The sequence below is a fragment of the Sphingomonas jaspsi DSM 18422 genome (assembly GCF_000585415.1).
Lineage (GTDB): Bacteria > Pseudomonadota > Alphaproteobacteria > Sphingomonadales > Sphingomonadaceae > Sphingomicrobium > Sphingomicrobium jaspsi.
Map to the genome: position 1 here is coordinate 2450308 of NZ_KK073876.1, position 14269 is coordinate 2464576.

The 14269-nt window shown below is 64.8% G+C and carries 17 protein-coding genes and 1 tRNA gene; 12 read left to right on the plus strand and 6 right to left on the minus strand.

The window, feature by feature from the left end:
• Window positions 1–17: 17 nt before the first annotated feature.
• Both G570_RS12495 and G570_RS12500 read right to left on the minus strand, forming a co-directional pair.
• Window positions 18–824 (minus strand): dienelactone hydrolase family protein, encoded by an 807-nt coding sequence (locus tag G570_RS12495; protein WP_037502933.1) that lies wholly within the window; start codon window positions 822–824, stop codon window positions 18–20.
• A 98-nt stretch (window positions 825–922) separates the two neighbouring features.
• On the minus strand, window positions 923–1891 hold the full coding sequence (locus G570_RS12500) for a GlxA family transcriptional regulator (protein ID WP_037502936.1): 969 nt from the start codon (window positions 1889–1891) through the stop codon (window positions 923–925).
• Window positions 1892–1961: 70 nt separating this feature from the next.
• Between G570_RS12500 and G570_RS13275 the strand changes: the two genes are divergently transcribed.
• Genes G570_RS13275 through G570_RS12525 form a run of 4 tightly spaced genes read left to right on the plus strand, consistent with a single transcriptional unit; the run spans window position 1962 to window position 4501 of the window.
• A complete protein-coding gene (locus G570_RS13275; RefSeq protein ID WP_051504428.1) occupies window positions 1962–2753 on the plus strand; it encodes an acyl-CoA thioesterase domain-containing protein in 792 nt (263 codons plus the stop codon).
• Between the two features lie 8 nt (window positions 2754–2761).
• Window positions 2762–3223 carry a cupin domain-containing protein gene (locus G570_RS12515; RefSeq protein WP_245600303.1) on the plus strand — a complete coding sequence of 154 codons (462 nt, stop codon included), beginning with the start codon at window positions 2762–2764 and terminating at the stop codon, window positions 3221–3223.
• A complete protein-coding gene (locus tag G570_RS12520; RefSeq protein WP_037502952.1) occupies window positions 3220–3579 on the plus strand; it encodes a nuclear transport factor 2 family protein in 360 nt (119 codons plus the stop codon). The genes G570_RS12515 and G570_RS12520 overlap by 4 nt, the downstream gene beginning before the upstream one ends.
• Complete coding sequence (locus G570_RS12525) at window positions 3572–4501, plus strand: EamA family transporter (RefSeq protein ID WP_084607715.1); 930 nt, start codon at window positions 3572–3574, stop codon at window positions 4499–4501. The genes G570_RS12520 and G570_RS12525 overlap by 8 nt, the downstream gene beginning before the upstream one ends.
• Window positions 4502–4577: 76 nt before the next feature.
• On the opposite strand, the gene G570_RS12530 is transcribed toward G570_RS12525, so the two are convergent.
• Window positions 4578–4653, minus strand: a tRNA-Ala gene (locus G570_RS12530).
• 277 nt (window positions 4654–4930) lie between these two features.
• Between G570_RS12530 and G570_RS12535 the strand changes: the two genes are divergently transcribed.
• Window positions 4931–5932 carry an NADP-dependent oxidoreductase gene (locus tag G570_RS12535; RefSeq protein WP_084607716.1) on the plus strand — a complete coding sequence of 334 codons (1002 nt, stop codon included), beginning with the start codon at window positions 4931–4933 and terminating at the stop codon, window positions 5930–5932.
• Between the two features lie 106 nt (window positions 5933–6038).
• Window positions 6039–6413: a hypothetical protein gene (locus G570_RS13800; RefSeq protein ID WP_156930451.1), complete on the plus strand. Its 375-nt coding sequence runs from the start codon at window positions 6039–6041 to the stop codon at window positions 6411–6413.
• Window positions 6414–6505: 92 nt separating this feature from the next.
• Here G570_RS13800 and ypfJ read toward each other — a convergent pair whose 3' ends face one another.
• A complete protein-coding gene (ypfJ, locus tag G570_RS12540; protein ID WP_037502955.1) occupies window positions 6506–7381 on the minus strand; it encodes a KPN_02809 family neutral zinc metallopeptidase in 876 nt (291 codons plus the stop codon).
• A 110-nt stretch (window positions 7382–7491) separates the two neighbouring features.
• Here ypfJ and G570_RS12545 point away from each other — a divergent pair, with 110 nt between their 5' ends.
• The 6 genes from G570_RS12545 to G570_RS12570 all read left to right on the plus strand — a co-directional run bounded on the left by G570_RS12545 (window position 7492) and on the right by G570_RS12570 (window position 12852).
• A complete protein-coding gene (locus tag G570_RS12545; protein ID WP_037502961.1) occupies window positions 7492–8277 on the plus strand; it encodes a 3-hydroxybutyrate dehydrogenase in 786 nt (261 codons plus the stop codon).
• Between the two features lie 40 nt (window positions 8278–8317).
• Complete coding sequence (locus G570_RS12550; protein ID WP_037502963.1) at window positions 8318–8929, plus strand: DUF4893 domain-containing protein; 612 nt, start codon at window positions 8318–8320, stop codon at window positions 8927–8929.
• Between the two features lie 9 nt (window positions 8930–8938).
• On the plus strand, window positions 8939–10255 hold the full coding sequence (locus G570_RS12555; RefSeq protein WP_037502966.1) for an amidohydrolase: 1317 nt from the start codon (window positions 8939–8941) through the stop codon (window positions 10253–10255).
• 142 nt (window positions 10256–10397) lie between these two features.
• Window positions 10398–10907: a DUF302 domain-containing protein gene (locus tag G570_RS12560; RefSeq protein ID WP_037502969.1), complete on the plus strand. Its 510-nt coding sequence runs from the start codon at window positions 10398–10400 to the stop codon at window positions 10905–10907.
• A gap of 13 nt (window positions 10908–10920) precedes the next feature.
• The gene (locus tag G570_RS12565; RefSeq protein WP_037504197.1) at window positions 10921–11886 is read left to right on the plus strand and encodes a YeeE/YedE thiosulfate transporter family protein; all 966 of its coding nucleotides are present in this window, start codon (window positions 10921–10923) and stop codon (window positions 11884–11886) included.
• A 33-nt stretch (window positions 11887–11919) separates the two neighbouring features.
• Window positions 11920–12852: a LysR family transcriptional regulator gene (locus G570_RS12570; protein ID WP_051504436.1), complete on the plus strand. Its 933-nt coding sequence runs from the start codon at window positions 11920–11922 to the stop codon at window positions 12850–12852.
• Here the strand turns inward: G570_RS12570 and G570_RS12575 are convergent.
• Together G570_RS12575 and G570_RS12580 are read right to left on the minus strand one after the other, a co-directional pair.
• Complete coding sequence (locus G570_RS12575) at window positions 12805–13524, minus strand: peroxiredoxin-like family protein (RefSeq protein ID WP_037502971.1); 720 nt, start codon at window positions 13522–13524, stop codon at window positions 12805–12807. The two genes, G570_RS12570 and G570_RS12575, sit on opposite strands and share 48 nt — an antisense overlap.
• A gap of 30 nt (window positions 13525–13554) precedes the next feature.
• Window positions 13555–14250, minus strand: a complete 696-nt coding sequence (locus G570_RS12580; protein ID WP_037502974.1) for a redoxin domain-containing protein — start codon at window positions 14248–14250, stop codon at window positions 13555–13557.
• Window positions 14251–14269: the final 19 nt, after the last annotated feature.

Sequence of the window (14269 nt, forward strand, 5' to 3'; positions counted from 1 at the left end):
GGTTGACGATCCGCCGCTCACCCCAGCAGCCTGTCACGGAAATAGGCGACTACTGCATCGCGCGCGGCGGCGGTGGGCTCGCCGGCCGCATCGATCAGGTGGGCGGTAAAGACGCTGTGGGGCGTGGGCACGAAATTGGCCGTGAACGGGGGCACATCCGAATTGGCGCTGTCATCGGCCAGGACGTGCGGCTTAAAATGCGGGCCGAGTGCCTCGGCATAGGCAGCGAAGCGCTCGGCTCGGCAGAAATGGTCGCCGGCGAAGCGATAGGCAGGGATTTCAATGTCGTCGCGCTCGATCCGCTGACGGACGGCCTCGAGCTCCTGCGCTGAGGCCTCGATCCCCGCCGGATTGTCGAGCGGCAATGCCGGTTGCGCCAGCACGGCCGCGATAACCGAGGGTTCGAGCAACAGCGTGACGGCGAAATTGCCGGTGAAACACATGCCGATCGCGCCGACCCCCCGGCCGCCGCATTCGTGGTGCGCCTCCCGGGCCAAGGCGCGCAGCCAATTGGCGACGGGGCTCGACTGTCCGCCGCCCAAGGCACGAAATTCGGCGCTGATGCAGGCGGCACGGAAGATGGTCGCGGCCTCCTCGGCGTCGGGAACGGCCCCGTCGCGACCGAATAGCGACGGAAGATAAACTGTCAGCCCGGCATCGCGGACCCAACGCGCGAAGCGGATGACCTGCGGACCGACACCCGGCATTTCGGCCATGACGAGGACCGCCGGGCCGCTGCCCGAGACATAGACCGTCTTTTCCTTGCCTTCGAATGTGCAACGTCGCGCGTCAAAATCTGCAAGGTCGTCATCACGCCAGACCATATTGACATCCCACAATGTTGAGTGGCGCTTAGCTTCCTGCCAACAGCCCGCCCCGCCAGCGCGGATCACGCCAAATTTCGCGGCGAACCGGTCATGGCTCAAGCCGCCAGCGGCAACGCCCGTGCGCGGACATCGCGCGGCCGAACGCCGGTCAGGCGCCGAATGAGGGTGCGCAACGTCGATGCCTCGGCATAGCCGACCTGGATCGCAATTTCCTCGAACGGAAGGCGCGTGGTTTCGAGCAGTTCGATCGCCCGTTCGACCCTGATCTTCTGGAGCAGCCCGACCGGCGACAGGCCGGTCGACCGTTGCACATGGCGGGCAAAGGTGCGCGGCGACATGGCGGCGCGCGATGCGAGGTCGTTGACGCCGACCCCGTCTTCAAGCCGCGTCATCGCCCATGCCACCGCGTCGGCAATCCGGTCGTCGGTCGCGGCCATCATCGTCACAGCCATATAGGGTGTCTGCGACCGCCGCTCGTCGAGCAGCATGATCCTGACGCAGCCGTCGGCAACCTGCGCCCCGGCATAGCGGGCAACCAGCCCGACCATCACATCCATCTGCGCCATGGCCGCGCCGGCCGTAATGAAGGGTCCGTCGCTCGCGACCACATCGCGCGTGTCGAGCGAGACCTGCGGAAACAGCTTCTGGAACAGCGGAGCCAGCCACCAGGACGTCGTCGCCCTTCGTCCGTCCAGCAAACCCGACTTGGCAAGCAGCAGGGTGCCGGTACAGCTGCTCGCGATACGCGCGCCGGTCGCGCCGACCCGACGGATATGCTCGGAAGCGGACTTCACATCTTCGTCATCCAGGCGGGCGGCAATGTCGTCGGCCTTGGTTAACCCCTGCGCCGGGACGATCAGCAGATCGGCCGGCAGGTTGGCCGGCGCTGGGTTGGTAACGAACGGGCTGAAACAGTCCTTCCCGTCACCCCATAACCTTACCGCAAAGGGCAAAGGCCGTCCCGCGCGCCGGGCCTGATTGTTGGCCACCGTCAGGACGTCGAGCGTGATCGCAGTGCTCGACGCCATCGCACCCTCCAATACCAGCACTTCCACAATGGTCATGGCGAATCATCCACGTTTGATGTCTTTTTCGCCACTGGCTTCGCTGTCTTCGCGGCCCCAGTCAATCGTCATGAGTGTGCATGCATCGCTGGCCCCAAACCTGGACGTGGGCTCGCCGTTCGTGGAATTGCGCGGCGCCTTCGTCGCGACGACGAGGGCGTCCGGACCATGGTCGCCGGGTCATTGCCACGGCGGCGCAGTCGCGGCGCTTGCAGTTCGCGCGGCCGCTGGTGTCGCAACTCGCGCGACGATGGCCTTGGCCCGGTTGACGATCGACCTGCTCGCGCCGGTCCCGGTAGGCAAGCCGATCCTGCCCCGCATCCGCGTCGACAAGGACGGCAGCAAGCTGCAGCGGCTGGTTGTTGCGCTGGATGTCGATGGCCGCACGATGGCCATCGCCAGCCTGCTTCGCGTTCGCACGACCGGCTGCCCCCCATACCGCGCGAAGGTCGACTGGGTTGACGAAACGGCTGCGGAAATCGGCACGCTCGGCGGATTCTCCGGCCAGTTCGAAACCGTGTCGGAACAGGGCGGGATCGGGATGGTCGGGCCGGGACGGGTCTGGTTCCGGATGCGCGCACCGCTGGTCGAGGGCGGCCCCTATATCGCGGAAGAGGCGGCAGCCGCGATCGCCGACTTCACCAGCGCGATCGGCATGAGCCGACCCTATCAGCTTTATGAATTCCCTTCGGTCGACCTCAGCGTCGGCCTGTCGCGCGCGCCGCTCGGCGAGTGGATCCGTATCGATGCATTCAACAGCGACGGCGATGAGGGCCGCGCCGCCTGCTATTCGACCTTGTCAGACTGCTACGGTCCCTTTGCCCATGTGGTTCAGACCAGCTTTGTCGAGCGCCGGTCGTGAGCGATAGAGTGAAGCTTCCGATCGTCGCTTCGAAGGTGCTGCCCCGCACCGGCAGCAACTATCCCGCACCGTTCGCCGAGCGCGTGGCTGGCCGCGAAAAACGCGCGCTTGGCGGCCTGTTTGGGATCACGGCATTCGGGGTCAACCTGACGACCCTGCCGCCCGGCGCGCAGTCGGCGCTGCGCCACCGCCACACGGTCCAGGAGGAATTCGTCTTCATCCTGTCCGGCGAAGTGACGCTCCTGCACGATGATGGCGAAACATTGTGTACCGAAGGCATGTGCGTCGGTTTCGTGCCCGGCGGCACCGCCCATTGCCTCGTCAATCGGTCTGAGGCTGATGCGACTTATCTGGAAGTTGGCGACCGCCGCCCGGGCGATCGCGGCGACTATCCCGACGACGACCTCGTTGCCATTCACGACGGTGTCGGCTGGACCTTCACCCATCGCGATGGGACACCCTATCAATGAATCTTGCACCGCCATTCGAAGCCTTTGCGCATGAATGGATCAACGCCTTCAATAGCCATGAACTTGACCGGATCATCGCCCTGTATGCCGATGATGTCCGCCTGACCTCGCCGCTTTACCTCCGTTATACCGCGGGTGCTTCGGCCACGGTGCAAGGCATTGAGCCGCTACGTAGCTATTTCGGTTCCGCGCTGCAGCGTTATCCCGACCTTCGCTTTACCCTGCTTGACGTCGCGACGGGTGTCGACGGGCCATGTATCCGCTATCACAGCAACGTCGGCGACCATGTGGCAATGGAAGCGTTCTCGCTCGACCGCGAAAGACGGATAGTCCGGGTTTGGTGCCACTATGTCTGAGACGCCAACCGACGCCGGTCCGCTATCGGGTCGGGACCGCATTCTCGCCCTGTCCATTGTCCTCATCTGGGCGTCAAATTTTGTCGCCTTACGCTGGGGACTCGACCAGATGTCGCCGCTGGCGCTATGCTTCTGGCGGTTCCTCCTCTCGTTTTTCCCCGCCTGCCTGTTCGTTCGCATTCCAAGGGTGGACTGGAAACTCGCGATCGGGTTCGGCGTGCTCACCGGCCTTGGACAATTCGGGGCGCTCGCAGCCGCGATCCAGGGCCATATCAGCGCGGGGCTGGCCTCGGCCCTCGTCCAGATCCAGGCGGTCATCAATGTCGCGCTCGCCGGCTTCATCCTGCACGAGCGGGTGACGCGGGCCCAGATCGCCGGCTGCCTGTTGTCGCTGGTTGGCTTAGGCATTTTCATGGTCCGGCCCGAGGCGAATGCGACACCGCTCGGGCTGCTGCTGGTTGTCATCGCCGCGGTTTCGTGGGCGACGTGCAACGCATTGATCAAGGCCGGCGGGTACCGCGGAGACCTGCTGCAATTCCTGGTCTGGACCAGCCCGATCGCCATGCTGTCGCTCGGCGCGCTCGAACTGCTGGTCGACGGCCCCCGGCAAATGCTGATTCCACTCACGCATCCGACGATGAACCTCTGGGCGATCATTGCGTGGCAGGCCTTCGCCAACACACTCTACGGTTATGCCGTGTGGAATTTCCTGATCCGCCGATACTCGCTCGGCCGCATCGGGCCCCTCACCTTGCTGGTGCCCATCGTGGCCATGGCGTTGACCGCGATGTTGTTGGGCGAACGCGTGTCGCAGGTGCAACTGCTGGCCGCGCTGACGATCCTTTCGGGGGTAGCAGTCCCTGTGGTCGCTCCACGTCTACTGAAAGCCGGGAGCGTCCAAGTTGCGCTGCCGCGTTCCTAGGGCTTTACCCGGTGCACCCGTCACGCCCCCACATGCAAAACGATCGGCTAATTCGTTGATTTGTCGGACGGCGCGGTGGTGGAGCTGAGGGGAATCGAACCCCTGACCTCTGCAGTGCGATTGCAGCGCTCTCCCATCTGAGCTACAGCCCCGCGCCCGTCGGACGAGCGCCCCAATAGCGACGCTTTTCGTCATGCGCAACGCCCTTGGCGACACCTTTTTCACCTTGGCCCTGCCCGGCAACCGCTCGTCGAACCTTAAGGAACGCGCGCGTTGCGCGAGCGGTTGAGCCCACACCAAGAGGTTCCTAGCCCGTTGCCCTGCGCAGCGGCTTACCTGGCCCGGTCGCCATCCCCTTTTGGCGGCCGGGCCTTTTGTTTGCGCGTCCAAGCGCCTAATCGCGTAGCGAAACGAAACGGGAGAGATTCGATGGCCAAAGCCTGGCACCTGATGCAGCGTCCCAACGGCATGCCGACCACGAGCGACGTCGCGCTCAAGGACACCGAGCTTGCGCCGCTAAGCGACGGGATGGTCCATGTCCGCAACCGCTGGCTGTCGGTCGATCCTTACATGCGCGGCCGCATGAACGACGTGAAAAGCTATGTCCCCGCCTTCGGAATCGACGAGCCGATGACCGGCGGCGCGATCGGCGAAGTCGTCGAAAGCCGCGACCCGTCGCTGCACCCGGGCGACATGGTCCTGCACATGGCCGGATGGCGGGACGAGGTGGTCGAGCCGGCTAAGCATTTCAACAAGCTGCCGCCCATCCCCGGCGTCGAACCGCAGGCCTTCCTTGGCAACCTCGGCCTGACTGGCGGCACGGCCTATTTCGGCCTGCTCGAAGCCGCCAGCGCCAAGGAAGGCGATGTCGTGTTCGTCTCCGCGGCGGCGGGCGCGGTCGGTTCTGCCGTGGTCCAGATCGCCAAGGCCAAGGGCATGAAGGTCATCGGTTCGGCCGGCGGCAAGGATAAATGCGACTTCGTCTATTCGCTCGGCGCCGACGCCGTGGTCGATTACAAGGCCGGGCCGGTGCTTAAGCAGCTTGCCGCCGCGGCGCAGGCGATCGAGGCCAAGGGCATCGACGTCTATTTCGACAATGTCGGCGGCGAACATCTCGACGCCGCGCTGGCGCTGGGCAACCAGAATGCGCGTTTCGCGATCTGCGGCATGATCGAGGGCTACAACACGGGCGAGCCGACCAAGCTGCGCTACCTGATGCGCCTGATCGCCATGCGCATCCGCATGCAGGGCTTCATCTACACCGACTATATGGGCCAGATGGGCGATTTCTACCGCGACATGGGCGCGATGATCGCCACCGGCCAAGTCAAGTCGCGCGACACGGTGGTCGACGGCCTCGACCAGACCTTCGACGCGTTCCTTGGCCTGTTCAGCGGCAAGAACACGGGCAAGATGCTGGTGCGCCTGTAATCCGGCGAGCAAAGCGGACAGGGCTGCTTCACGGAATTACTCCGAGGCGGGGGGCCTAACCGTGGATCCATTGCGGACATTCGGGCGTGTAGATTACCAGAGTGCGATGAACAGACGTTGGGCGTTTTATCTTTCCCTTGCCGCCTTCTTACTGGCCACGATTTATGTTCTGGCAGCCCCCGCGCCCTCGCTGCCAAGTGCTGTGGCGAATGGCGTCTATTCAAATGACTGCTGCGGATCTGTTCGACTTAGCGACGGCACCATGTCCTTCCGAAGCGGTAGCATCACGTATAAGGTCGAACGAGATAAGGTGGGTGCCTATATTTTGCCCGAGGCGCTAGTGGATGTTGAGCCGCATCATGGGCTGCAAGTCGGGAAGCAAAGCCACCCGTTGATGCTCCGGCTCGACGACGAGGCGCATCCGGGAAGCTTAACCATAATTGGTAGTGACAACGTCGAATATCGCTTCACGCGCCAATGACTGCCGCACCACACAGAAGGCCCCGTCACGGGAATAGTCGCTTCGCGCTGCTCCAGCGACGCTGACGCGTCAGCGTCGCTACGCTCGGCGGCTCAGCGCGTATAGTTGCACGCGCCCGGGTTTCCGCTCTTGAGCCCGCGCTGCAGCGCTTCCATCCGCTGCGCACTCGAGCCGTGCGTGAAGCTGTCGGGGACCACGCGGCCCTGCATCTGCTTTTGCAGCGTGTCGTCGCCGATGGCTTCGGCGGCGCGCATGCCTTCTTCGACGTCGCCCGGTTCCAGCAGCAGCTGGCCGTTGGCGTCCTTGGCATTGGCCGCCCACACACCGGCGTAGCAGTCGGCCTGCAGTTCGACGCCGACCTGAAGCTGGTTGCCGCTCACCTTGTCGGAGCGCGCTTGCGCGCTGCCCACCTGGTCGAGCGTGCCCTCCAAGTCCTGCACATGGTGGCCGACCTCATGCGCGATCACATAGGCCTGGGCGAAATCGCCGGGCGCCTGGAAACGCTGCGACAGTTCCTGGAAGAAGGCGGGGTCGATGTAGATCTGCTTGTCGGTCGGGCAGTAGAACGGACCCATCGCCGCCTGCGCCGCGCCGCATCCCGACTGGTTGTAATCGCTGTAGGCGACCAGCCGCGTGGGGGTATACTGGGCGCCCGCCTTCTTGAAGATGTCACCCCATACCTGCTCAGTCGAGCCCAAAACTTCGCGCATGAACTTGCCGGTGTTGGGGTCGAGCTGCGAGGGACCCTCCTTCATCGATCCGCCGCCGAGCCCGCCGCCGAGCGAGCTGAGCGCGCAATAGCCAAGGCCGAGGATGAGCAGGCCGACGAGGCCGAAGCGCGACAGAACGAACTGCGCCAACAGGCCGAACAACCCGCCGCCCGCTCCGCCGAGCGACAGCCCGCCGCCGCCCGACTGGCCGGTCCGGTCTTCGAAGTTGCCACTTTCGGGTGCATCGCCAAGCCGCATCGAACGTTCCTCTTTCCCTGTTCGCCCTAACAATGCGCCGGGGCCGTAACGGTTGCAATCTTTCGGCACGTGGGCAAAGCCTTCGCGCCTGCAGCGAAAAGGGTGTTTCCATGTTCCTCAAGGGTAAGTCCGCCATCGTGACCGGTTCCACCTCGGGCATCGGCCTCGCCTATGCCAAGGCGCTGGCCACCGAGGGCGCGAGCGTGATGATCAACGGTTTCGGCGACGAAGCGGCCATCGAGGCGGAGCGCAAGGAACTGGAAACGCTGTCGGGCGCGAAGGCGCTCTACGACGCAGCCGACATGTCGAAGCCTGAACAGATCGCCGCAATGGTCGAGCGCTGCCATGCCGAACTGGGCGGGCCCGACATCGTCATCAACAATGCCGGCATCCAGCACGTCAGCGCGATCGAGGATTTCCCGCCCGAAAAATATGACGCGATCATCGCGATCAACATGTCGTCGGTCTGGCACCTGTGCCGCGCCGCGGTGCCACACATGAAGGCGGCCAAATGGGGCCGCATCATTTCGACCGCTTCGGCGCACAGCCTGGTCGCTTCACCCAACAAAAGCGCTTACGTCATGGCCAAGCATGGCGTTGCCGGCCTGACCAAGACGCTGGCGCTGGAGGTCGCGCGCGACGGGATCACGGTCAACTGTATTTCGCCCGGCTATGTCTGGACGCCGTTGGTCGAAAACCAGATTCCCGACACGATGAAGACCCGCGGCCTGACGAGGGATCAGGTGATCAACGACGTCCTGCTCGCCGCCCAGCCGACCAAGGAATTCGTCACGCCCGAGCAAGTCGCCGCGCTGGCGCTGTTCCTGTGCCGCGACGAGGCGAAATCCGTCACTGGCGCAAACCTGTCGATGGATGGCGGCTGGACGGCCGCCTGAGCCATTGCATGTGCGACGGGCATCGCTACGCTCGGCGGATATGAGACCGATCCTCATCGCCGCGCTTGCGACACTAAGCGCCTGTTCGACCGTTCCCGGAACTGCACCGCGCCCGACGGGCGACTGGCGATCCACGGTGACCGATGCGGATCGAAGCCGGCTCGCGGGGTGGCGCACGGCCTTTACCCGCGCGCTGGACCAGGCGCGCAAGTCCGGACATGGCGCGGAAATCGATGCCGAAGGCGCGTTGCTGAAACCGGATGCCGCCCTTGGGCCGACCCCGATTCCGAACGGGACCTACCGTTGCCGCACGATCAAGGTCGGCGCGAAGAGCGAGGGCATGCTGGACTATATCGCTTATCCTGCCTTCAATTGCCGCATCCAGCAGGAACGTAATCTTCAAGGCTTCGCCAAGCTCAGCGGATCGCAGCGCCAGGTCGGCCTCATCTTCCCCGACAGCGCGATCCGTCAGGCATTTCTCGGCACGCTCGAACTCGGCGACGAAGCGCGGCCCATGCAATATGGCGTCGACCCGGACCGCGACGTCGCCGGCTGGGTCGAACGCGTCGGCGATAACCGCTGGCGCCTGATCATGCCCTACCCCCGCTTCGAATCGACGCTCGACGTCCTCGAGCTTGTCCCCGCAAATTAGGAGCCGTCCATGACCCGCAGCCTCATCGCCCTCCTCGCCGCCACGACCATCGCCGCGCCCGTGTTTGCCGCGGGCGTCGATACGGCGGTCAAGGTAGACATGCCGCAGCTGATGACCCTCTATCGCGACCTCCACGCCAGTCCCGAACTGTCGATGGAGGAAGTGAAGACGTCGGCCAAGCTGGCGGTGGAAATGCGCAAGCTCGGCTTCACCGTGACCGAGAAGGTCGGCAAGACCGGGGTCGTTTCGGTGCTGAAGAACGGTGCAGGCCCGACCCTGCTCATTCGCGCCGACATGGACGGGCTGCCGGTGGTCGAACAGACCAACCTGCCCTTCGCGTCCAAGGTACGGACCACCGCCCGCAGCGGGGTCGAGACTGGCGTCATGCACGCCTGCGGCCATGACACCCACATGACCAGCTTCATCGGGACCGCCCGCCAGCTTGCGGTGCGCAAAGGTGAATGGTCGGGCACGCTTGTGATGGTGCTGCAGCCTGGCGAGGAAACCGGCGAAGGCGCACTGGCGATGCTCAACGACGGCCTTTATTCGCGCTTCCCCAAGCCCGACACGTCCATCGCTTTCCACGATGCCGCCAACCTGCCCGCAGGGACGATCGGCGTGACGCCGGGCTATGCGCTGGCCAACGTCGACAGCGTCGACCTTACCGTCCACGGCATCGGCGGGCACGGCGCCTATCCCCAGACGACCAGGGATCCGATCGTGCTGGCCTCGAAAATCGTCATGGCGCTGCAAACGCTGGTCAGCCGCGAGGTCGATCCCCAATCGCCCGCCGTCGTCACCGTCGGCAGTTTCCAGGCCGGGGCCAAGCACAACATCATCTCCGACGAGGCGCGGCTGCTGATCACGGTCCGCAGCTACACGCCCGAGGTGCGCAAGCAGTTGATCGACGGCATCAAGCGCATCGCGCGCGGCGAGGCCATCGCGTCGGGCCTGCCCGACGACAAGTTGCCGACCGTGGTGGTCCATGACGAAATGTTCACCCCGTCGACCTTCAACACCGAAGCGCTGGCGAACCATGCGCTCGACCTGTTCGCCGCCAAGTTCGGCAAGGACCGGGTGGTGAAGGCCAAGCCGGTGATGGGCGGCGAGGATTTCAGCCGCTTCTGGATGGCCGACGAAAGCAAGCAGAGCCTGATTTTCTGGGTCGGCGGCGTGCCCCAGGCGAAGTGGGACGCGGTCAAAGGCGATCCTTCCAAGCTCCCCTCGCTGCACTCGCCGTTCTGGGCCCCCGACGCCGAAAAGGTCATCTCGACCGCGACCGAAGCCATGACGACACTGGCGCTGGATGTGCTGAAGAAGGGTTGAGGCCCAGATAATCAAAACCCCTTCCAGATCGAGCACAGCCGCCCGGCCGATACGGCGTGGGCATTGAACCCATAACCCTATCCGATTGGTCGCCCCTCACCGCGACCGGCATATTCCCCTCACATTTTGAGGAGGAATTTCCATGGCGGATCCCGTTAGTTCCAACCTGCTTCGCCGCGCCTTTGCCATTTCGGTGCTGATGAGCGCGGCCGCTGCGACTGCCCAGGTCCCTGCACCTGCCGCGCCGACCGCCGCTGCCACCGCGCAGGGTGTGCTGCGGTCGGGCAGCGCCCATTCGGTCGACGACACCGTCGCCCGCATCAAATCCGCGGTCGAAGCCAAGGGCATTCGCTATTTTGCCGCAATCGACCAGAAGGCGCTGGGCGACGGCGCCAACCTGTCGATCCGCAAGTCGACGCTGGTCCTGTTCGGCAACCCGCCGCTTGGCGTCCAGTTCATCCAGTCCAATCCCTATGCCGGTCTCGACTGGCCGGTGCGGATGCTGGTGCGCGAGACCGAGGACGGATCGACCGAGATCGCCTGGACCGACTTCGCCTTCGTCGGTCGCCGTTACGGCATCACCGACAAGGATGTCCAACTGAAGATGGCGAGCGAAGTCGCCGCCACCATTGCCGCCGAGGCCGGTCAATAGCATGATGCCCGCCATGCCCCCCATCCCGCTCCTGCTGCTCGGCATCGCCTGTGCGGGACTGATGGGCTATGCGATCCAGCGCGGCGCGACGTGCATGGTCGCCGCGATGGACGAGCTGGTATCGAAGCGGAAAGCGACGCGGCTGATCGCACTGGTCGAGGCCGCGGCCATCGTGGCGGGCGGCCTCGCCCTCGCCCGCCTGGACGGCCATTTGGCGATGGAGCCGGTAACCTATGCCATCACCGCGTCGACCGTCGCCGGGGGCGTGCTGCTCGGTCTCGGCGCTTTTTGGGCCGGCGCTTGCGTGTTCGGCGCGATCGCGCGGCTGGGGTCGGGGCAGTGGGCCTATGCCTTGGTGCCGACCGGATTCTTCCTCGGCTGCCTGATCGCAGGACCTGTCCTCCGCGCAGCCCCGGCGATGGCCAGCAATGGCATGTCGCCGGTATTTGTCGCCGCGTCATGGCTCACCGTTCCGCTCGGCCTGTTGTTGCTCTGGCGTGCGGCCAAGGCCTATGGCCATGCGCGCAGCGGCCAATTGGCCAGCTATGTCTGGTCGCCTCACGTCGCGACCGCGGTCATCGGCCTCACCTTCGTGATCCTGCTGCTGGCAGTCGGGCCGTGGAGCTACACCGAATATCTCGCATCCGCCGCGCGCGGCATGTCGAGCGGTGCCAGCTGGAAAGGCCTCTTGTTTGTCGCCCTGCTCGGCGGCGCGATCGTCGGCGGATGGACGGCCGGGCGTTTGAAAGCGATCGTTCCGACCCCCGCCGACCTCGCCCGCTGCCTCGGCGGCGGAGCGCTGATGGGGGCCGGTAGTGTCCTCATTCCCGGCAGCAACGACGGGCTGATCCTGATCGGCACGCCACTTCTTCACCTTTACGCGTGGGTCGCTCTCGGGGTGATGGCACTGACCATCGTCGTCGCGATGCTGATTCAGCGCCGTGCGAAAAGCGTGGCGGGAGTGAAACAAAAGGCGTAATCCGCGCGAACGCGCTGTGAGGGGGCGCATGACATGGAGATGCAGCAGGTCCGATATTTCCTCGCCGTCGCGCGGACGCTCAACTTCACGCGCGCTGCGGAAGAATGCCATGTCACCCAGCCCGCCCTCACCCGCGCCATCAAGCAGCTGGAGGAGGAACTTGGCGGCGAGCTGATCCGCCGGGAAGGGCGCAACAGTCATCTGACGGACCTCGGCAACCGGATGCTGCCGCTGCTCAACCAGTGTTACGACAGCGCGCTCACTGCCAAGCGGCTCGCCGACAAGGTCAAGCGCGGCGACATCAGCTGCCTTGCCGTGGCGGTTTCGCAAACGCTCGACCTCGACCTGTTGATGGGGCCGCTGGGCGAGATGCAGCGCGGATTTCCTGGCCTTCAGCTCAAGCTGCGCCGCGGCAATGGTGCGCAAATCCTGGAGATGCTCAAGAACGGCGACGTCGAGCTCGCCATCGGCGGTCCGCTCGGCGACACGTGGGAAAGAATCGACAGCTGGCCGATGTTCACCGAGGCCTTCGATCTGGTGGTCTGCGCGGACCATGAACTGGCACGGCAAAACTGCCCCGACCTCGACGTGGAGTTGGTCCGGGAATCGCGTTTCCTGCATTACGCAGGAAGCGACCCGGCGGAGCTCAGTCCCGATGTAATCTCGTCGCGCGGGTTGCCATATGACGGCTCCCACGAAGTGGATTCCGTGCGCGACCTCGAAGCCTTGATCGTGGCCAGCTTCGGCCTAGCGATCATGCCGGCGAGCGCGATGAAGTCGCCGCGCGTGCGGCACATTCCCTGCTCTGCGCTCGACCTCAAGCGCACCGTCGCCATCTACAGTGTAGCCGGCCGCGAACGGTCGAAGGAAGCGGGCGCGTTACTCAACCTGCTGAGATCGACCGACTGGTCCGACCGCCTAGTCGCTGCGAACCGTAGCCTCGCGGACCAGGTCCACGCCGCGTAGCAGGTCGTCCAGCTCCATCCGCTTGCGATAATCGGGATCGACGTGGCGGGCGGCGATAATGCCGTCCTGTCGCACGACGAACACCGCCGGGATCGGCAGAATCCAGTCGGTCCCGCCCTGGTAGAGCGGAATGTCCCAGCCGGCGCCCTCGATCATGCTCGACATCTGCTGGTCGACCCACACCACGAGGTTCATCGACAGCGCATAGCCCGCACCGACGTCCGACAGGATCGGAAAATGGCCACCCGCCTCCTGCTGCAATTTTCGGGTATATTGCTGGGTCTCGGCCGAAATGCCGACGATCTGCGCAGGTGCCGCGCGATCCTCGATCTCGGCCAGCCCGGCCATGTTGAGCCGGCAATAGGGACACCAGTGGCCGCGGTGGAAGGCCAGCACGACCGGCCCTTTTTCCAGCAGGCTGTCGAGGCTGACGAAACGTCCATTCTGGTCGGGCATGGTGAAGCGCGGCATCGGCTCCCCCACCTGCGGCGCGTTCGACCCGGCCTTTGCGGCGTCCAGCCTTCCGACGAAATTGTCGACCTGAACCGCAAAGGGCGGGGCGCGATCGCGAACCAGGTCGGCGATCATCTGCAACCGGTCGGACAATGACGTGCCCTTGCCGCGGCACTGCTGCACCGCATCTTCAAGTGCCTGGACCATCGGGTGGGTCATAGATGCTTCTACCACATTGAGGCGTTGGAATTAAGCGAGAGCGCGGACCGCAGCGACAAGATCGTCCATATCCATGCGTCGACGATAGTCGCGGTCGATGTGTCGCGTGCGGACGATACCCTTTGCGTCGAGGACAAAGACCGCCGGGACCGGCATCACCCAGTCGGTTCCGCCCTGGTAGCTGGGCACATCCCAGCCGACCGACGCAATGATTTGCGCAAGCGCCGGATCGATCCACACTGCCAGCCCCAGCTGAAGGGCGTACCCTGCCGACACATCGGTCAGGAAGGGGAAGTCGGCCTTGGCGAGATCGCGCAGGCCCCGCGTGTAGCGCTGCGTCTCGGTCGAGATGGTGACGATCCGCGCCGGGGCGATCCGGTCCGACACTTCGGCCAGGCCCATCATGTTGAGCCGGCAGTAGGGGCACCAGTGTCCGCGGTGGAAGGCGATGACGAGCGGGGTTTCGCCCGTCAGCTCCTCCAGCCGGACGAAATGCCCGTCATGATCGGGCAGAGTGAAGGACGGCATCGCCTGCCCTTCCACCGGCGCCGCGTCCCCCGTCCGGACGATGTCCAGCCGCCGCACGAAATCGTCGACCAGCGCTGTATATTCGGGACGGTGGATGCGCGCTGCTTCCGCCACCATTTCCAGTCGCCGCGTCATGGTCGCGCCGGTGGCGATGGCACGCAGATAGGCCTGCTCGACCGGCGACGGGTTGACGTTCATGCGATCATCATCCTGCCGC